Below are 15,767 nucleotides of genomic sequence, written 5' to 3'. Positions count from 1 at the left end.
AGTGATTGTACTCACTTAACTCAGTGTCCAAAACTTCTGGTGCGGATCAAAATTCACTACACCAGACGTTATGTACTCTCTCTTAACTTCCTCATAAATGACGCATAATGTCCCATATGCCCAAGTGTGTCTCAACCAATGCGGGGTAATATCACCTTCAATAGATTCAGCATAATGGGTATCAAAATGTAGTGGGAAACTTTCCTTAAAACTATTAGTGTACGCTTTAAATTCTGACATTACGGTAGAGTAGGCGATCGGTTTATACGGCTTCATAGACGAAGAGAAAATAAAATTATGGTCACAATTTTTTGGACGAATGTATCTGTAATAAAACATAATTTGCTTGTAGTGAGCTATTGATATATCAATATCTCTGACACTATCCACAGTCTTAATTTGGGGTTTATATGTACGTGCATCATCGATAGTTTTGTCATCTAAGTCTTCTTTCTGAAACGTTCTAATTCTCATCAAGAATCTTGATTCATCCAATCGATAAGGGAGAAAGGAGTTCTCTCGCAGAAGTAGGGATTCTCCAATACGTAATCCATAGCGAACCAGTAAAGTAATGAGAACATAGTTACGCATTTGAACTTCAAAGCTAATCATTGGGTTTAGAGCATTGACCTGCAAAATCTCAAATCCTGCGAGTTTTGGCTTTGCTTTATTGGGAGTAATAACTTGAATAAAGTCTTGGAATTGTTCTGGAGTAAGACTACGTAAATGATCATAAGAAGTTGATTCTTTATTAGACCTAAGCCATTGAGAAAACTTCTTTTTTAGCTCATCGAGCTGAACTTTGACATCAGCTCGATAGCGTCTTAGAGTCGTTAAGTCATCAAAGACATAACCTGAGTTAAGGTAGGTATCCGATAAAAAGTGTATAAATTGACAAATATCGCGACATCGTTTCGCTGAAGTAGCTTTAACTTTATTAAATGCCTTAATGTTGCCATTCGGTAGCGCCACAACATTGGTAATCAATTTGCCAGCGAGTAGGTAATCCCAAAATGCGATCACTTGATCGGCGATAGCGGTAACGTTGGTATATTCACTTTTATGAAAAGAGTAATCGAGCGTAACGCCAAATTTGGCTAACCAGAAATCATAAAACAGCTTTACTGATTCCAAATAGGCTTTTTGTGTGCCTAAGGCTTTTTCTAACAACTCGGACTCAAGATACCTTAGCGCCAATAACGGTGTCGTTGCTGTTTCCAAATCGAAGAGACAGTAGAACTCATCATTACAATTTTCGACTTTATACATGTACAAATCACCAACTAGAGATTTAGCGTATATGTACAAATGTAGGACACGAGATTTTGCCTGTCAAAGTAACCAATTATTCAGTTGCTATTAATAACCAGGAAGATAATCCTGAAAGGATTAAATACCTGATTATTATATATTTTATGGTAAATAAGTTATGTTCAATGCTTTGTTCCAGAAGAGACGCGGGGAAGTTGATGAACAGAAGTTAATACATTTCAAATTTAACATAATATACATAATACGCACTAAGAGTGTAAGCGCAAAGTTGTAATGTCACTATTTTCCAAAGTTAAAATGTCCCTTTAGCTCATCACCACTAGGCTTAATTGATATTGGTAAACGCTATGGACATAACAACATGCTGGTGACTATGAGTGATTCAGAGATCAATCGTTTTAAAGTAATTGAAGATGTGTGTCAGCGACGGATACGTCGGGCCGATGCTGCCGAGATCCTCAGCTTGAGTGTCCGTCACATCCAACGCCTGATGAACCGACTTCGTAAATACGGTGCGAACGGATTGGCTCATCGCGCTCGCGGTAAGCCTAGCAATCATCGTTATTCAAGTGGTTATCGAAACTCGGTGCTAAGCCTTGTCCGTGAAAACTACAGCGACTTCTCACCAACACTCGCTCAAGAAAAGTTATCTGAGCTGCACAACTTGCCCATATCAAACGAAACTTTACGTCAATGGATGATCGCCGACGGACTGTGGCTTCCACATTCACAACGCAAACCTCGGGTCTATCAGCCTCGTTACCGTCGTGATTGCTTGGGTGAACTTATCCAAATTGACGGCTCCCATCATGACTGGTTTGAAGGCCGCTGTGACAAATGCTGCCTATTGGTGTTCATTGATGATGCGACTAGCCGTCTGATGAACCTAAGATTCAGCGAGACAGAATCCGCGTTTGACTACATGATGACCACGCGTGAATACCTCAATGAGCACGGTAAGCCCATCGCATTTTACAGTGACAAGCACTCTATTTTTCGAGTGAATCAGGAGAAACACAAACAAGTTGGCCAAACTCAATACGGGCGCGTGTTGAAAGAACTGGCGATAGAACTCATCTGTGCCAACAGCTCCCAAGCCAAAGGCCGCGTTGAGCGAGCCAACCTCACGCTGCAAGACCGACTGGTTAAAGAGATGCGCTTACAAGGTATCGACACCATCGAACAAGCCAACGCCTGGCTTCCCTACTTCATCGCCGATTTTAACCATCGCTTTGCTAAGCCCGCTCAATACCCAAAAAACATGCATCGTCCGGTTCGAGAGTCCAAGCAAGAACTCGACGATATTTTCAGTTGGCAAGAAACCCGCAAGCTCTCAAAGTCGCTGACATTTCAATACGATAAAGTGATTTATCTCATTGAACCTACTGAAGAAAACAGCCGACTAGCGCACGAACATGTCAAGGTACTCGACTACCCAAACGGTGAAATCGCCATCCAATACGGGCATCGAAAACTCGAATTCAAAACCTTCGACAAACTCGAGCACGTTCAACAAACCCAAATCGTCGACAACAAACGCCTCGGCCAAGTTTTAAAATTTGCTCAGCAACAACAAGAAGAATTCGAACAACAACAGCAACGAACCCGCAGTAAGAAAGCGCCCAAGCGCCGTGCACAACAAAGAGCCCTTCAAACAGCCCCTCGAGCCATCAACCCAGTGCTCACCGAACCATTCAAAACCTCCAGTCGAAAGACCTAACAACGGGACATTTCTATTTGGGACAAATGAGGACATTTTAAAATGGGATTGACAAAGAGCTAATTTGTTTAAGACCGTCTAAGGCATCCAGATAACCAGAAACGGCCTTACCATTACGATACAGCTTATCTCTAAGCTGCTCATTCTTGCGAACCTCTGATAAGTAAAGCTCTCGATACTTCAAAGCCTCATAACCACCCTTGATTAAAGCCTTACTCATTGTAGACGTGTTGGTTTGGTCTTTTAGGTCTGAAAGCATTTTCTCATGCTCTGTTGTGTCTCGAATTGTAATTGCCATCATTTTTCCTTTCTGCAGAAATTACCTGGTTTGATTATGGTAGCAAAATAATAACTCGAGTCCAGGAACCGGTGCGTGTTTTGATAGCAAACATAAAAATCATAATACGCACTTAACGAGAATGACGAACATCAGCACCAAGCCATGACCAGAACATCCACCACAAGCCATAAGCAGCCACCCACAATGGCAAATGCCAACAAACAAAATCATATGCCTGAATAAAACTTTGCATTTAACACTCCTTTCATAATACGCACTAAGGCGTAAGTTCTTTCTGGGGGCTGTCTAGCTGCTCTTGAGCCTGAATCTGTGGATAGATTCGAATAAAACTAAGCATGCTCTGTAACGTCTCAATTTCTTCCATCATATGAAATGTTAATTTGTCGCCTATTTCTTCGGTGTAAGAACCTGAATTTAAGAAAAGAGACATATCGTGAAGATCATTAACCTTGTCGGAAACATCCGTTAGCGTGTACTCTTGGAAACTCATAATTAACTCTCGTATAGTTGATTGTGATAGAAGCCCGTAGCTGTTCTAGCAGTTACGGGCTTTGTTTTATTTGGTAATGAGTGGTTCTGATTCTGTAAGAACTCTCAATGCTGATTGGCAATTAGGACACTCAATTTTTGAAAGAAATGCACCAATGAAAACCTCATCTTCAAAGAATGGTTTGTAGCAAGATGTACACTGATATTTAGGGTCATCCTCACGGCTCACCATGGTCAGTCCACCTTTGTAGTGAATGGTACGCTTAGGTAAATTCCAAATCATAAATCCAACTCCAGAGGTGTGATGATTTTTCCGTACTTCTTTAGCTCCACAGTGCCAAAGTTATTAACGATATAAGAAGAGCTATGAAAGGTATAAAATCCGGCTTCATAAGGTGGTTGACCTTCTTCCAGTTGAACCTTTGTGAGCGTTGGAAAACGACCTTGTAAATGCGCATAAGCGTCTTGTTCGTAAATAGTACGTGGTGGCTTGCCGTCTTTCCCTGGCATGGTTCTGGGTGTAACTCTTACGTCTTCTTTGAATACTTCGATTTTTAACATGGTGTTTTCCTATGCGTAGGCTTTGAAAGGTAGAATATTAGTTTCGGCTACAACTGGCATCTTGTACCAAGGCGGAATCTTAAGTGGCTGAACCTCGATAACCTCAGAACGTTTAAGCGTTGGACACATCCGACTAACATCGAATTGTTGACCGATATCGATACCAATCGCTTTTAGGCGCGCTTTGTGTTCGTAAAATTGACGGTCCTTTAAAACACTTCTTAAATTTGTTCCGTGTTGCCACATAATGGCGTAACTTTGCGTTGCGTTGGCTGCTTGTCGACTTTTCACTACGCCTAGAGATAAAAGTTGGTCTGCAAAGGATTGATGTTCGTCGTATGATATTTGTGTTGTTTTCATAGCATTCTCAATGTCTTGTAAGTGATTATAAAAATCTTGTTCTGTTGTGATGCCGTAAAATTGTAAGTCGTGTCGTTTTAATAATGCCTGTCTCAAACTGTGCTCTTCTCGAACAACACCGAATGACTCGCAATAATCAATAAGCTTGTTCACGTAATCTAATGCTTCTTTTGATACCCCTTCTTTTTTTCGTTGGTCTTTTAATAAATGTCTCTGTAAGTCAACCGCCTTTGCATAGAGTTTGTCCATTATCCAAGTCGACCCTTCACCCCAGTTACAGGTATTACCATCAGGATAAAGTTTAGGTTTTCGCCCTCGACCAATCTGCATAGAAGAAAGACCTCGAATAAAAGAACGTTCTTTACCCTTCCCTACAGCTAAATTTCGAGTCCAATCTATCGATGTGATTTCAGCACCATTACCAATCAATGAAGACGATTTACCATCAGCAGATTGACGATGAGCAAAACGGGTATTTTTTGTAAACGGAGGCAAGTCATATGAGGCTAAAATATGGTTATAAATCGCCACACACTCATCAAGCGTCTGCAAACCAAAGAGGTTGTCCATACGCTGCCAGCGCGACGGATTTCCTTCAACTCGAACCCGAGTACCGTTACATCGAATAGTTAGCTTTGTACTGAATGAGCCTTCTAAAATTTTCTGATTAACCGTCGGTGGAAGGTTTTCACCAGTTTCTAATTCAACCCTTTCGATAACATGACGTCCCACAAGAGGAAGGTTCCCCTCGTGGTGATCTTGTTGCATGAATAGTTGGTCGATAAAGAACAAATGAAAACCCTGTCAATACTCTTACATGATGAATTTAATTAACCCTACAGGATTAATTATGTCGGTAGGGGTAATATATAGGGTTATAATTAATCCTACAAGATTAATGAGCGGGTAAATTTATGTCTATAGGTGATAATTTAAAGCGTTTGCGACGTGATAAAGGATGGACTCAAGGTGAGTTAGCAAAAAATTGCGGTATTCGATTGGGGCAGATTTCAAAAATAGAAAGAAATGATACCGACCCAAAACTAAGCACTATATATGCGATCAGCAAAGCCTTGGAATGCACTCCAAATGCCTTGCTGAGTGATGTATCACAAACAAGTTTGGATGCCTTACTTGCAATTGCTTTGGAGAGAATGCAAAAGCTACCAGAGAAGGATAAAAACATCTTGTTAGCCATCATAGATAAATACTGCATAGCTAAAAGCATGCAAGATATGGTCGAACATAACACCATTTTTGGAATATCTATTTTTGATGGAAGAACAGAAGAAATGGATAAAAAATCTATCGAAGATGAGAGTGCATAAAACCGGTGTTTGTGCGGATGTCCGCAGTTAGTTGGGGTGTTACAGGAACCCCAACCCTTCGGGTGACCGATTGAGATTTTGAAGATGACCCTTTGAGGTCATTTTTTTTGAGCTGAAAATACCAAAATGGTACAAGAATCCACTATTAAAGATAGTGGACATTCGAAAAGGAAAGCCCCGACCCCGCGCTTCGCTTGCCTCGGTGTTCGGTGGCTTTCTTCTCCTTTTCTCCTTCTCACCGTCCTTGCTCAGTCTTCGCCGTCCTTGTTCGTCGTCAAACGTCGAGTAATCGATAGAAATGAAAATTGGGAGTGCTCTGTACCAAAAAGCTATTCTGGCAAAATGAAAGGAAGGTTTTGTGATCTTCTTTGGAGGGAGTAACGCTTCGCTGCTTTTCGGGCATTTGGGAGAGTCATGTCCAAGAACTGTATCGAATGCCCTTATCCCTGCGGGGCAAAAGAACTCGATAAATCTCAAACACTGGCGCGCTACGCTTGCGAATACAGGGGCGATTCAATGCGCATTGTGCAAATTATGTTACGGGTTAACTTCTAACAACGATTTTCCTAACGGGCATCAAAAAGGCCAGACAAGCTGACCTCCTCATTGAGCATGTTACTCACCCACGTTCTTATTCAGTTAAGCACAGCAAACCACTCAACATAATTTAGACCCATAATACGCACTAAGAGCTAATTTGTTTAAGACCGTCTAAGGCATCCAGATAACCAGAAACGGCCTTACCATTACGATACAGCTTATCTCTAAGCTGCTCATTCTTGCGAACCTCTGATAAGTAAAGCTCTCGATACTTCAAAGCCTCATAACCACCCTTGATTAAAGCCTTACTCATTGTAGACGTGTTGGTTTGGTCTTTTAGGTCTGAAAGCATTTTCTCATGCTCTGTTGTGTCTCGAATTGTAATTGCCATCATTTTTCCTTTCTGCAGAAATTACCTGGTTTGATTATGGTAGCAAAATAATAACTCGAGTCCAGGAACCGGTGCGTGTTTTGATAGCAAACATAAAAATCATAATACGCACTTAACGAGAATGACGAACATCAGCACCAAGCCATGACCAGAACATCCACCACAAGCCATAAGCAGCCACCCACAATGGCAAATGCCAACAAACAAAATCATATGCCTGAATAAAACTTTGCATTTAACACTCCTTTCATAATACGCACTAAGGCGTAAGTTCTTTCTGGGGGCTGTCTAGCTGCTCTTGAGCCTGAATCTGTGGATAGATTCGAATAAAACTAAGCATGCTCTGTAACGTCTCAATTTCTTCCATCATATGAAATGTTAATTTGTCGCCTATTTCTTCGGTGTAAGAACCTGAATTTAAGAAAAGAGACATATCGTGAAGATCATTAACCTTGTCGGAAACATCCGTTAGCGTGTACTCTTGGAAACTCATAATTAACTCTCGTATAGTTGATTGTGATAGAAGCCCGTAGCTGTTCTAGCAGTTACGGGCTTTGTTTTATTTGGTAATGAGTGGTTCTGATTCTGTAAGAACTCTCAATGCTGATTGGCAATTAGGACACTCAATTTTTGAAAGAAATGCACCAATGAAAACCTCATCTTCAAAGAATGGTTTGTAGCAAGATGTACACTGATATTTAGGGTCATCCTCACGGCTCACCATGGTCAGTCCACCTTTGTAGTGAATGGTACGCTTAGGTAAATTCCAAATCATAAATCCAACTCCAGAGGTGTGATGATTTTTCCGTACTTCTTTAGCTCCACAGTGCCAAAGTTATTAACGATATAAGAAGAGCTATGAAAGGTATAAAATCCGGCTTCATAAGGTGGTTGACCTTCTTCCAGTTGAACCTTTGTGAGCGTTGGAAAACGACCTTGTAAATGCGCATAAGCGTCTTGTTCGTAAATAGTACGTGGTGGCTTGCCGTCTTTCCCTGGCATGGTTCTGGGTGTAACTCTTACGTCTTCTTTGAATACTTCGATTTTTAACATGGTGTTTTCCTATGCGTAGGCTTTGAAAGGTAGAATATTAGTTTCGGCTACAACTGGCATCTTGTACCAAGGCGGAATCTTAAGTGGCTGAACCTCGATAACCTCAGAACGTTTAAGCGTTGGACACATCCGACTAACATCGAATTGTTGACCGATATCGATACCAATCGCTTTTAGGCGCGCTTTGTGTTCGTAAAATTGACGGTCCTTTAAAACACTTCTTAAATTTGTTCCGTGTTGCCACATAATGGCGTAACTTTGCGTTGCGTTGGCTGCTTGTCGACTTTTCACTACGCCTAGAGATAAAAGTTGGTCTGCAAAGGATTGATGTTCGTCGTATGATATTTGTGTTGTTTTCATAGCATTCTCAATGTCTTGTAAGTGATTATAAAAATCTTGTTCTGTTGTGATGCCGTAAAATTGTAAGTCGTGTCGTTTTAATAATGCCTGTCTCAAACTGTGCTCTTCTCGAACAACACCGAATGACTCGCAATAATCAATAAGCTTGTTCACGTAATCTAATGCTTCTTTTGATACCCCTTCTTTTTTTCGTTGGTCTTTTAATAAATGTCTCTGTAAGTCAACCGCCTTTGCATAGAGTTTGTCCATTATCCAAGTCGACCCTTCACCCCAGTTACAGGTATTACCATCAGGATAAAGTTTAGGTTTTCGCCCTCGACCAATCTGCATAGAAGAAAGACCTCGAATAAAAGAACGTTCTTTACCCTTCCCTACAGCTAAATTTCGAGTCCAATCTATCGATGTGATTTCAGCACCATTACCAATCAATGAAGACGATTTACCATCAGCAGATTGACGATGAGCAAAACGGGTATTTTTTGTAAACGGAGGCAAGTCATATGAGGCTAAAATATGGTTATAAATCGCCACACACTCATCAAGCGTCTGCAAACCAAAGAGGTTGTCCATACGCTGCCAGCGCGACGGATTTCCTTCAACTCGAACCCGAGTACCGTTACATCGAATAGTTAGCTTTGTACTGAATGAGCCTTCTAAAATTTTCTGATTAACCGTCGGTGGAAGGTTTTCACCAGTTTCTAATTCAACCCTTTCGATAACATGACGTCCCACAAGAGGAAGGTTCCCCTCGTGGTGATCTTGTTGCATGAATAGTTGGTCGATAAAGAACAAATGAAAACCCTGTCAATACTCTTACATGATGAATTTAATTAACCCTACAGGATTAATTATGTCGGTAGGGGTAATATATAGGGTTATAATTAATCCTACAAGATTAATGAGCGGGTAAATTTATGTCTATAGGTGATAATTTAAAGCGTTTGCGACGTGATAAAGGATGGACTCAAGGTGAGTTAGCAAAAAATTGCGGTATTCGATTGGGGCAGATTTCAAAAATAGAAAGAAATGATACCGACCCAAAACTAAGCACTATATATGCGATCAGCAAAGCCTTGGAATGCACTCCAAATGCCTTGCTGAGTGATGTATCACAAACAAGTTTGGATGCCTTACTTGCAATTGCTTTGGAGAGAATGCAAAAGCTACCAGAGAAGGATAAAAACATCTTGTTAGCCATCATAGATAAATACTGCATAGCTAAAAGCATGCAAGATATGGTCGAACATAACACCATTTTTGGAATATCTATTTTTGATGGAAGAACAGAAGAAATGGATAAAAAATCTATCGAAGATGAGAGTGCATAAAACCGGTGTTTGTGCGGATGTCCGCAGTTAGTTGGGGTGTTACAGGAACCCCAACCCTTCGGGTGACCGATTGAGATTTTGAAGATGACCCTTTGAGGTCATTTTTTTTGAGCTGAAAATACCAAAATGGTACAAGAATCCACTATTAAAGATAGTGGACATTCGAAAAGGAAAGCCCCGACCCCGCGCTTCGCTTGCCTCGGTGTTCGGTGGCTTTCTTCTCCTTTTCTCCTTCTCACCGTCCTTGCTCAGTCTTCGCCGTCCTTGTTCGTCGTCAAACGTCGAGTAATCGATAGAAATGAAAATTGGGAGTGCTCTGTACCAAAAAGCTATTCTGGCAAAATGAAAGGAAGGTTTTGTGATCTTCTTTGGAGGGAGTAACGCTTCGCTGCTTTTCGGGCATTTGGGAGAGTCATGTCCAAGAACTGTATCGAATGCCCTTATCCCTGCGGGGCAAAAGAACTCGATAAATCTCAAACACTGGCGCGCTACGCTTGCGAATACAGGGGCGATTCAATGCGCATTGTGCAAATTATGTTACGGGTTAACTTCTAACAACGATTTTCCTAACGGGCATCAAAAAGGCCAGACAAGCTGACCTCCTCATTGAGCATGTTACTCACCCACGTTCTTATTCAGTTAAGCACAGCAAACCACTCAACATAATTTAGACCCATAATACGCACTGAATCGTGGGGTCAACTGGGGTGGTCGCCAGTAACGCCAAACTACCACAAGCCATTGATACACCTGACATATTAAGCCCGTTAAACTTTTTTGCGATGTTCTGCCAAGCTACCTGAGCCTTATGATTTTTGCTGCGGTCAGCGGCTAAGTACACTAAGACTTCTTCTTCTGACAAACCAATCCTTTCAGCAATAAAAAGTGCTTCAGTTTCAGTTAGATAGCGTTCTCCGCTTCTAATTTTGCAAATCTTCTGAGGTGTAATCCCTAAGTCATGCGCTATTTGCTTATCTTGTACGTAGTTTTGAGCCTGTTTATAGGCATTTAAGATTTTATCTTGGTACATAAGTACACCTCCATTTTGTTCATTTTAGCCCATTAGTTGCGATTTTTGTTTACTTGTAATTCCGATTTCCGTTAATTAGGATTAACACAAATCGGGACTAACCTGATTTGGCTGTCTAGGTTTGGGCTGTTTGCCCTTGACGCTTATAGCTCAACTTAGACGGTCAATCCCAATTCTCAATAATCAGTCAAGGTGGTTGTTATGTTTACAGTTGAATCGATTCAATACGGCTCTGTGCTCAAATCTGAACACGTCAGCTTCTCTAACTATCCAGATTTCACACACGCGTCCGTGTCTCTTCATAACTCACCACTAGAAATCTGCTTTGAGTTCCTTGTTAGCGAACTTGAGTTTGGCCAACGCACTATCGGTGAAGAACTTTTCCACACTGTCAGCTATAAGAATCCGCTTTATAACTCTGAAGACTCTTTCACGCTTACGTTTGATAACGACCAAGAGCTTGAACAGTTCTGCTCGTTCTATGGTTTGGAGCGTTAATCATGAAATCAGTCCTTTCATTTTTGTCTAAATGTAAAGTTGAGCTTTCTATTTTCGTAGCTGCTTTTCTTTATTTTACTTTCCTCTTTGATGTCTCTGTTGATTTTGCCAAGTCTAAATTTTGTAGTTTCGAGGTTTCAAATGAAGCTTATTCCGAGATTGTTTCCGCTTCTCTTGAGTTTGATGAAATCAAAGTTCTGACAGCTACTTTGATGTCACATGATGGTCAAATTGATATTTGTGAAGCTTCAGAACTTCAACGTGCTTATGACGAATTGACTTCATCTAAAGCTAAATTGTTGGGGATGCTTTAATCATGGATTCAATCTACTTCGACAACGAACCCAATCACGGCATCAACGCCTATTTTCCTTGGGGCCATAACTTCTTCAAGACTCCGCGTGATTTTTTCCAGTTCATGGAAGCTCACTACGGCATGGTGTCATTTCAGATTGTTGCGATAACTGACGACAACTATCAAGAGCTGTTAGTCAAAGGGGTTTTCCATGCCATCTAAAAAGCCTCATAAGTTCCATGATGAGATTCGTCCGGTTCAAGTGGATCACCTAGCCTTTTCGTTTTCGTACGGTTCGCTTAGACACTTGGACAGCTCGAACGAACAAGACTTTATCAACATGCAGTTTCCTGAGTTTAAAAAGAGAAGCGTCAACGGTCGCCTTAACTCACCAGAAGCGATAGAGAAATCAATTGAGTCACACCGTAACAAATGTCGCAAGGTTTTGGCCGATAGATTTGATGAGTTCATGTCTAAAGTCTTTAACTTCCGTATCTCTCCGATGCGTGGCCGTGGCTTACATGGCTATGAAGATTCGATGGTGATTTACGACTCTACAGGAACGGTTGAATGTGGCTTGGTCGGTGTTGGTGGTAACAATGACACGGTCTACGTGCAAATCAATGGTACGGGTTGCGCTAAGTTGTTCGACTTCACCACTCACAAAAAGGTGCATTGGTGGTTGTCACTTTTGGGTATCACTCGCCTAGCCCGTTTGGATCTCTGCGTGGATGACTACACCGGAATCTTTGACTGTAAGTATGCTGAGAAATGTTTTTATGAGGGAGCATTTCGCACTGCTTCTCGTGGTCGTGGTCCGACAATGGTTCCTCATAAGCGCGTTTCACAATCCGGTGAATTATCAGAGGAAGCCGTTCTTGTTGGCTCTCGTACCTCTGCAATCTACTGGCGTGTGTACAACAAGAAGTTCGAGCAAAACATCGCTGACCCTGAAGTAATTTGGTACCGCAATGAAGTGGAATTGAAGAAGTGCGATTTGGCACTACTCGCCTCGCCCGCTTCGGCCTTTGCTGGTCTGTGTGACTTCTCGGCCAGTATCGACCCTGCTGAACCAATGAAGATTGAGCTTAACAAGAAAAAAGCGGGTCTTGAGTTCTTCGCTCGTATTGCTTGGGTTCGTCGCCAATGTGGCAAAGCTCTATCTGAAGTTGTTGCAATGACTGAGGGTGACTTGGGTGAAGCATTCGGAATGCTCATTCCTACGCATCATAGACGCGCAAACTTTGAAACCTCGTTGGGTATTCCTGACGAATACACTAAACAGAAAATCGAAATTTTGGAGTCAAGAATATGCCTACAATAACTGGTATTGCTATCAAGCGTTTCCCTAAATCTAATATGGAATTTGCGGAATTGTCTGTCCTACGTGCTGTTGAAGAAGTCGATAACGAGAAGTTTCAGCAAACGGGTATCGGTTACTCGACTGACATCCCTTACAACAAACAAGCGTTGAAAATTGATGTGGCCTACGCTCGTCAGCTTATCCAATCTCGCGCTTTTGTTGCTAACCGTGACTACGAACTGAGCTTTGGTGCTAACCCAAATGATCCACTTGATATCTTGGTGACCAATCTTGTTCCAGTCGATGAAGAAATTAAAAAGCACTTCGATAACTTTTTGAAAGCTAACAAGGCTTAATTATGGAAACGGTCGTTTATCAATTAACTGGCGATGATTTGGATGTACTGATTGAAGCCCTAATTATTACCATGGTCGTGTTCTCACTATTTGGTCGTGTTTGCTCGTTTGTAATTGATTGGATTGACCGCTTGCTTCTAACGAGAACGATTCGAGATTTAGAGCTTAAAAGAGACTTTCTTTTGTCTGAAATTGGCTCTCTCAATCGTCAAAAAAGTGCTTCAAGTAAGGCTTAACAATGAACTGCATTACGACCACTCAGCAAGGTTACTTAAGAACGTCAACCGACTTTGATTGTCAGCTCGTAATGCTCACAGATTCTGAATACAACAATTTAGTCTCTGCGTCTCAATCTTTGAACATCGACAGTGAACTTTACACCGCTGTTTCAGGTTGGATTTTATTATCTTTCGTTTCTGGCCATGTGCTAGGACGAATCTTAAAAACTCTTGGCAAAGGCTAAGGGTCAACTTTTAGTAACACACTCTTAAAAAAGGAAATATCATGAAAAAACGTCTATTGGTTCTAGGTTCTACTGCATTTGTATCTGCTTCTTCATTTGCTGATAATACTGCAATCACAACGGCTATCAACGAAGCTGTAACGACTGGTCAATCTAACTATGGTTTGGTTGTGGTTGGTCTTATCGGTCTTGCTGCGATTGGCTTTGGTCTTCGCGCTATCATGAACTCTATGGGGAACTAATGGGAGACATTGTCTCTCAAGTCGTAACCGTCCTGTTTGGGGTGGTTATGGCTATGTCATTCGTATATGGCGTATATACGGGTATCAATGCCTCCTAGTTTGGGGGCGTTTTCTTATCTGGGGTTTTACAGTGAAACGATATCAAAAATACCTCTCTCTTCTTCTCGTCCTTGTTGCTTTCAATTCCAACGCTTTGCAGTGCGGCGCGGGTAAAGTTGAGGTTGATGGCGTTTGTGTTAGTTCTTGTAAGATACTTGAGGGAACGGGAAAAAACTTAACCTGGGACGCTTATATCTGGGGTGATAATCCTCGCTCTTATTGTATTGGTGATCGTTCGACTGGTGCCGCTTGTAGAATGACGGCGGGTTCGGTTTCTATATCTGTTGAGGGTAATAAGTGGACGAATAAATTCACTTATACGGGTAGCACTTGTGCTTTTGATGAGATTAACCGTTTTTCTGGTGATACTCCTGAGCCCTTTCCCTATGAGAATGATGTCAACCAAAATGGAGTTGATGACAAGTATGAAGATTGGGATGGTGATGGTATTGACAATCATGAAGACCCTGACCCTTACAAGAATAATAATGAATTAGTTGATAACAATGATAATGGCGTTCCTGACTCTATAGATGATTTCTATGACCGTCTAAACGATATTCCTGCCGTTGGTAATTGTTCGACTGATGATCCTGATTGCTGGTCTTATCGTTCGGTAGCTGCTGAACAAAGTAGAAATATTGGAACTCTAGCGAGAGGCATTAGCGATCTTTCTCTTCGTTCTGTTCGTCGTACTGACTTTAATCAATCCATCGGTGCTTTAACTTCGAATATCAGCGTTACCAATGATTATTTTAAACAGAAACTAGATTCTTTAGCTCAAGCATCTGGTAATACAGCATCAAGTATTAACTCACAGATATTTGCCACAGAAGCTTTTTTGAGAGATAGGATTCATGACAATGCATCAGTATCAAATAATAAGATTGATGATGTTCAACGCTCTGTAAACTGGGCTAGAAATGATATTGATGATGTTCGTGATAATGTAACTAATTTTGCCACTCAATTTGATGAAGTTGACACTAATATTTTAGATACTCAGCGTCAAATTCAGACTTTAACAAACTTGCTTTTAGATGGTTCTGGTTCTGGTTTAACCTCTACTCAAAAGAATCAATTAAAAAATGCAGCAAAAGCTAATGCTAACCAAAAGTTATTAAAAACTTTATCTTCTGATATTAATAGTAATCAGCAATCTTTGACTTCTCAGATGAATAACCTTGATGGTGGGCTTCAATTTGTTTCGGAGGGGTTCGGAGTTCTTTATTCAGATGTGACTGATTCTTTGGCTGCTTTAGATCCAAAATTTAATCAACTAAGTGAACAAATAGCGGCTATTTCTGGCGGTACTTCAACGGTTGATTTGTCTAGTGTTGAATCAAGCATTGATGCTTTATCAGATAAAATAGACGGCCTAGATGGTTCTGATATGTCGGGTGTAGAAAGCAAACTAACCGACCTGATTGATGGTATTACTAATAACAATAATTTTGTTGAACCTAGTTCTGGGTTTGATGGTGAGGGCTTCATTGTTAATCAAAATCAAATTGCTGAGGTTCAAAATGAAGTCTTAGAAATCAAACAAGAAATGAGCGATGAATTTGAAAAGTTCAAAGCGTTATTCTCTATCGATACCAGCTCTTTCAACAACGGTACTTATAAAGAGCACTCCTTAAATCTCAATGTTAACCATGCTGAACGCTCTTTCAAATCGGGCGTGCTCTCTGCCCTACTCGATAACGCCACGCTCATTTCAGCCGTTGTGATGTTCTTGTTTGTTTTGTCTGGAATCAGAATGTTAGGTAAGGATTAGT

The 15,767-nt window shown here is 41.0% G+C and carries 26 protein-coding genes; 12 read left to right on the top strand and 14 right to left on the bottom strand.

Annotated elements, in window-relative coordinates; all coding sequences use genetic code 11:
- Positions 1-15: 15 nt before the first annotated feature.
- Positions 16-1,269: a site-specific integrase gene (locus OCV36_RS07510; protein WP_135459320.1), complete on the bottom strand. Its 1,254-nt coding sequence runs from the start codon at positions 1,267-1,269 to the stop codon at positions 16-18.
- A 376-nt stretch (positions 1,270-1,645) separates the two neighbouring features.
- Between OCV36_RS07510 and OCV36_RS07505 the strand changes: the two genes are divergently transcribed.
- On the top strand, positions 1,646-2,992 hold the full coding sequence (locus tag OCV36_RS07505; protein WP_261887534.1) for an ISNCY family transposase: 1,347 nt from the start codon (positions 1,646-1,648) through the stop codon (positions 2,990-2,992).
- A gap of 37 nt (positions 2,993-3,029) precedes the next feature.
- Here the strand turns inward: OCV36_RS07505 and OCV36_RS07500 are convergent, their stop codons facing one another.
- The 6 genes from OCV36_RS07500 to OCV36_RS07475 all read right to left on the bottom strand — a co-directional run bounded on the left by OCV36_RS07500 (position 3,030) and on the right by OCV36_RS07475 (position 5,495).
- Entirely contained in the window at positions 3,030-3,290 is a 261-nt protein-coding gene (locus tag OCV36_RS07500) for a hypothetical protein (protein ID WP_261887535.1), read from the bottom strand.
- A gap of 112 nt (positions 3,291-3,402) precedes the next feature.
- Positions 3,403-3,525 carry a hypothetical protein gene (locus OCV36_RS07495; protein ID WP_261887533.1) on the bottom strand — a complete coding sequence of 41 codons (123 nt, stop codon included), beginning with the start codon at positions 3,523-3,525 and terminating at the stop codon, positions 3,403-3,405.
- Between the two features lie 24 nt (positions 3,526-3,549).
- The gene (locus OCV36_RS07490) at positions 3,550-3,783 is read right to left on the bottom strand and encodes an RstC protein (protein WP_076647598.1); all 234 of its coding nucleotides are present in this window, start codon (positions 3,781-3,783) and stop codon (positions 3,550-3,552) included.
- 66 nt (positions 3,784-3,849) lie between these two features.
- Positions 3,850-4,065, bottom strand: coding sequence for a hypothetical protein (locus tag OCV36_RS07485; protein ID WP_032499644.1), 216 nt, complete (start codon positions 4,063-4,065; stop codon positions 3,850-3,852).
- Entirely contained in the window at positions 4,062-4,343 is a 282-nt protein-coding gene (locus tag OCV36_RS07480; RefSeq protein ID WP_102270860.1) for a single-stranded DNA-binding protein, read from the bottom strand. The genes OCV36_RS07485 and OCV36_RS07480 overlap by 4 nt, the downstream gene beginning before the upstream one ends.
- Before the next feature lie 9 nt (positions 4,344-4,352).
- Positions 4,353-5,495: a phage/plasmid replication protein, II/X family gene (locus OCV36_RS07475; RefSeq protein ID WP_102270861.1), complete on the bottom strand. Its 1,143-nt coding sequence runs from the start codon at positions 5,493-5,495 to the stop codon at positions 4,353-4,355.
- A gap of 122 nt (positions 5,496-5,617) precedes the next feature.
- Here OCV36_RS07475 and OCV36_RS07470 point away from each other — a divergent pair, with 122 nt between their 5' ends.
- Positions 5,618-6,031 (top strand): helix-turn-helix domain-containing protein, encoded by a 414-nt coding sequence (locus OCV36_RS07470; RefSeq protein ID WP_102270862.1) that lies wholly within the window; start codon positions 5,618-5,620, stop codon positions 6,029-6,031.
- Between the two features lie 685 nt (positions 6,032-6,716).
- Here the strand turns inward: OCV36_RS07470 and OCV36_RS07465 are convergent.
- The 6 genes from OCV36_RS07465 to OCV36_RS07440 form a co-directional block, all read right to left on the bottom strand.
- Positions 6,717-6,962, bottom strand: a complete 246-nt coding sequence (locus tag OCV36_RS07465) for a hypothetical protein (RefSeq protein ID WP_019824186.1) — start codon at positions 6,960-6,962, stop codon at positions 6,717-6,719.
- A gap of 112 nt (positions 6,963-7,074) precedes the next feature.
- Positions 7,075-7,197 (bottom strand): hypothetical protein, encoded by a 123-nt coding sequence (locus OCV36_RS07460; RefSeq protein ID WP_261887533.1) that lies wholly within the window; start codon positions 7,195-7,197, stop codon positions 7,075-7,077.
- A 24-nt stretch (positions 7,198-7,221) separates the two neighbouring features.
- Positions 7,222-7,455 carry an RstC protein gene (locus tag OCV36_RS07455; protein WP_076647598.1) on the bottom strand — a complete coding sequence of 78 codons (234 nt, stop codon included), beginning with the start codon at positions 7,453-7,455 and terminating at the stop codon, positions 7,222-7,224.
- A 66-nt stretch (positions 7,456-7,521) separates the two neighbouring features.
- On the bottom strand, positions 7,522-7,737 hold the full coding sequence (locus OCV36_RS07450) for a hypothetical protein (RefSeq protein WP_032499644.1): 216 nt from the start codon (positions 7,735-7,737) through the stop codon (positions 7,522-7,524).
- Entirely contained in the window at positions 7,734-8,015 is a 282-nt protein-coding gene (locus OCV36_RS07445; RefSeq protein WP_102270860.1) for a single-stranded DNA-binding protein, read from the bottom strand. Before OCV36_RS07445 ends, OCV36_RS07450 begins: the two co-directional genes overlap by 4 nt.
- A gap of 9 nt (positions 8,016-8,024) precedes the next feature.
- A complete protein-coding gene (locus OCV36_RS07440) occupies positions 8,025-9,167 on the bottom strand; it encodes a phage/plasmid replication protein, II/X family (RefSeq protein ID WP_102270861.1) in 1,143 nt (380 codons plus the stop codon).
- Between the two features lie 122 nt (positions 9,168-9,289).
- Between OCV36_RS07440 and OCV36_RS07435 the strand changes: the two genes are divergently transcribed.
- On the top strand, positions 9,290-9,703 hold the full coding sequence (locus tag OCV36_RS07435; protein WP_102270862.1) for a helix-turn-helix domain-containing protein: 414 nt from the start codon (positions 9,290-9,292) through the stop codon (positions 9,701-9,703).
- Positions 9,704-10,370: 667 nt separating this feature from the next.
- On the opposite strand, the gene OCV36_RS07430 is transcribed toward OCV36_RS07435, so the two are convergent.
- Positions 10,371-10,733, bottom strand: coding sequence for a DUF3693 domain-containing protein (locus OCV36_RS07430; protein ID WP_135459247.1), 363 nt, complete (start codon positions 10,731-10,733; stop codon positions 10,371-10,373).
- Positions 10,734-10,934: 201 nt separating this feature from the next.
- On the opposite strand from OCV36_RS07430, the gene OCV36_RS07425 reads away from it, so the two are divergent.
- From OCV36_RS07425 to OCV36_RS07385, 9 genes are all read left to right on the top strand, one after another.
- Positions 10,935-11,231 carry a hypothetical protein gene (locus tag OCV36_RS07425; RefSeq protein ID WP_102314436.1) on the top strand — a complete coding sequence of 99 codons (297 nt, stop codon included), beginning with the start codon at positions 10,935-10,937 and terminating at the stop codon, positions 11,229-11,231.
- Positions 11,232-11,233: 2 nt separating this feature from the next.
- Entirely contained in the window at positions 11,234-11,545 is a 312-nt protein-coding gene (locus OCV36_RS07420) for a hypothetical protein (RefSeq protein WP_102445874.1), read from the top strand.
- Between the two features lie 2 nt (positions 11,546-11,547).
- Positions 11,548-11,748, top strand: coding sequence for a hypothetical protein (locus tag OCV36_RS07415; RefSeq protein ID WP_102445873.1), 201 nt, complete (start codon positions 11,548-11,550; stop codon positions 11,746-11,748).
- Positions 11,738-12,850 (top strand): replication initiation factor domain-containing protein, encoded by a 1,113-nt coding sequence (locus OCV36_RS07410; RefSeq protein WP_020699818.1) that lies wholly within the window; start codon positions 11,738-11,740, stop codon positions 12,848-12,850. Before OCV36_RS07415 ends, OCV36_RS07410 begins: the two co-directional genes overlap by 11 nt.
- Complete coding sequence (locus OCV36_RS07405; protein ID WP_102445872.1) at positions 12,838-13,185, top strand: DUF1293 family protein; 348 nt, start codon at positions 12,838-12,840, stop codon at positions 13,183-13,185. Before OCV36_RS07410 ends, OCV36_RS07405 begins: the two co-directional genes overlap by 13 nt.
- Positions 13,186-13,187: 2 nt before the next feature.
- Positions 13,188-13,421, top strand: coding sequence for a hypothetical protein (locus tag OCV36_RS07400; RefSeq protein WP_061022901.1), 234 nt, complete (start codon positions 13,188-13,190; stop codon positions 13,419-13,421).
- Between the two features lie 2 nt (positions 13,422-13,423).
- Positions 13,424-13,648, top strand: a complete 225-nt coding sequence (locus tag OCV36_RS07395) for a hypothetical protein (RefSeq protein WP_016786877.1) — start codon at positions 13,424-13,426, stop codon at positions 13,646-13,648.
- A 41-nt stretch (positions 13,649-13,689) separates the two neighbouring features.
- Positions 13,690-13,890, top strand: coding sequence for a hypothetical protein (locus OCV36_RS07390; RefSeq protein WP_055319872.1), 201 nt, complete (start codon positions 13,690-13,692; stop codon positions 13,888-13,890).
- Between the two features lie 130 nt (positions 13,891-14,020).
- Positions 14,021-15,766 (top strand): hypothetical protein, encoded by a 1,746-nt coding sequence (locus OCV36_RS07385; RefSeq protein ID WP_135459249.1) that lies wholly within the window; start codon positions 14,021-14,023, stop codon positions 15,764-15,766.
- The last annotated feature ends 1 nt before the right edge of the window (position 15,767 follow it).

Source organism: Vibrio echinoideorum, assembly GCF_024347455.1.
Lineage (GTDB): Bacteria > Pseudomonadota > Gammaproteobacteria > Enterobacterales > Vibrionaceae > Vibrio > Vibrio echinoideorum.
The sequence above is the reverse complement of the archived record's forward strand: the minus strand, read 5'-3'. Positions and strand labels throughout refer to the sequence as shown.

Excerpts from the sequence above, each read along its gene's own strand:
- OCV36_RS07470 (WP_102270862.1), top strand. The coding sequence starts at position 5,618 with ATGTCTATAGGTGATAATTTAAAGCGTTTGCGACGTGATAAAGGATGG.
- OCV36_RS07430 (WP_135459247.1), bottom strand. The coding sequence starts at position 10,733 with ATGTACCAAGATAAAATCTTAAATGCCTATAAACAGGCTCAAAACTAC.
- OCV36_RS07390 (WP_055319872.1), top strand. The coding sequence starts at position 13,690 with ATGAAAAAACGTCTATTGGTTCTAGGTTCTACTGCATTTGTATCTGCT.
- OCV36_RS07395 (WP_016786877.1), top strand. The coding sequence starts at position 13,424 with ATGAACTGCATTACGACCACTCAGCAAGGTTACTTAAGAACGTCAACC.
- OCV36_RS07425 (WP_102314436.1), top strand. The coding sequence starts at position 10,935 with ATGTTTACAGTTGAATCGATTCAATACGGCTCTGTGCTCAAATCTGAA.
- OCV36_RS07450 (WP_032499644.1), bottom strand. The coding sequence starts at position 7,737 with ATGATTTGGAATTTACCTAAGCGTACCATTCACTACAAAGGTGGACTG.
- OCV36_RS07510 (WP_135459320.1), bottom strand. The coding sequence starts at position 1,269 with ATGTATAAAGTCGAAAATTGTAATGATGAGTTCTACTGTCTCTTCGAT.
- OCV36_RS07490 (WP_076647598.1), bottom strand. The coding sequence starts at position 3,783 with ATGAGTTTCCAAGAGTACACGCTAACGGATGTTTCCGACAAGGTTAAT.
- OCV36_RS07495 (WP_261887533.1), bottom strand. The coding sequence starts at position 3,525 with ATGCAAAGTTTTATTCAGGCATATGATTTTGTTTGTTGGCATTTGCCA.
- OCV36_RS07505 (WP_261887534.1), top strand. The coding sequence starts at position 1,646 with ATGAGTGATTCAGAGATCAATCGTTTTAAAGTAATTGAAGATGTGTGT.
- OCV36_RS07405 (WP_102445872.1), top strand. The coding sequence starts at position 12,838 with ATGCCTACAATAACTGGTATTGCTATCAAGCGTTTCCCTAAATCTAAT.
- OCV36_RS07460 (WP_261887533.1), bottom strand. The coding sequence starts at position 7,197 with ATGCAAAGTTTTATTCAGGCATATGATTTTGTTTGTTGGCATTTGCCA.
- OCV36_RS07480 (WP_102270860.1), bottom strand. The coding sequence starts at position 4,343 with ATGTTAAAAATCGAAGTATTCAAAGAAGACGTAAGAGTTACACCCAGA.
- OCV36_RS07485 (WP_032499644.1), bottom strand. The coding sequence starts at position 4,065 with ATGATTTGGAATTTACCTAAGCGTACCATTCACTACAAAGGTGGACTG.
- OCV36_RS07400 (WP_061022901.1), top strand. The coding sequence starts at position 13,188 with ATGGAAACGGTCGTTTATCAATTAACTGGCGATGATTTGGATGTACTG.
- OCV36_RS07420 (WP_102445874.1), top strand. The coding sequence starts at position 11,234 with ATGAAATCAGTCCTTTCATTTTTGTCTAAATGTAAAGTTGAGCTTTCT.
- OCV36_RS07435 (WP_102270862.1), top strand. The coding sequence starts at position 9,290 with ATGTCTATAGGTGATAATTTAAAGCGTTTGCGACGTGATAAAGGATGG.
- OCV36_RS07415 (WP_102445873.1), top strand. The coding sequence starts at position 11,548 with ATGGATTCAATCTACTTCGACAACGAACCCAATCACGGCATCAACGCC.
- OCV36_RS07455 (WP_076647598.1), bottom strand. The coding sequence starts at position 7,455 with ATGAGTTTCCAAGAGTACACGCTAACGGATGTTTCCGACAAGGTTAAT.
- OCV36_RS07410 (WP_020699818.1), top strand. The coding sequence starts at position 11,738 with ATGCCATCTAAAAAGCCTCATAAGTTCCATGATGAGATTCGTCCGGTT.
- OCV36_RS07445 (WP_102270860.1), bottom strand. The coding sequence starts at position 8,015 with ATGTTAAAAATCGAAGTATTCAAAGAAGACGTAAGAGTTACACCCAGA.
- OCV36_RS07465 (WP_019824186.1), bottom strand. The coding sequence starts at position 6,962 with ATGGCAATTACAATTCGAGACACAACAGAGCATGAGAAAATGCTTTCA.
- OCV36_RS07500 (WP_261887535.1), bottom strand. The coding sequence starts at position 3,290 with ATGGCAATTACAATTCGAGACACAACAGAGCATGAGAAAATGCTTTCA.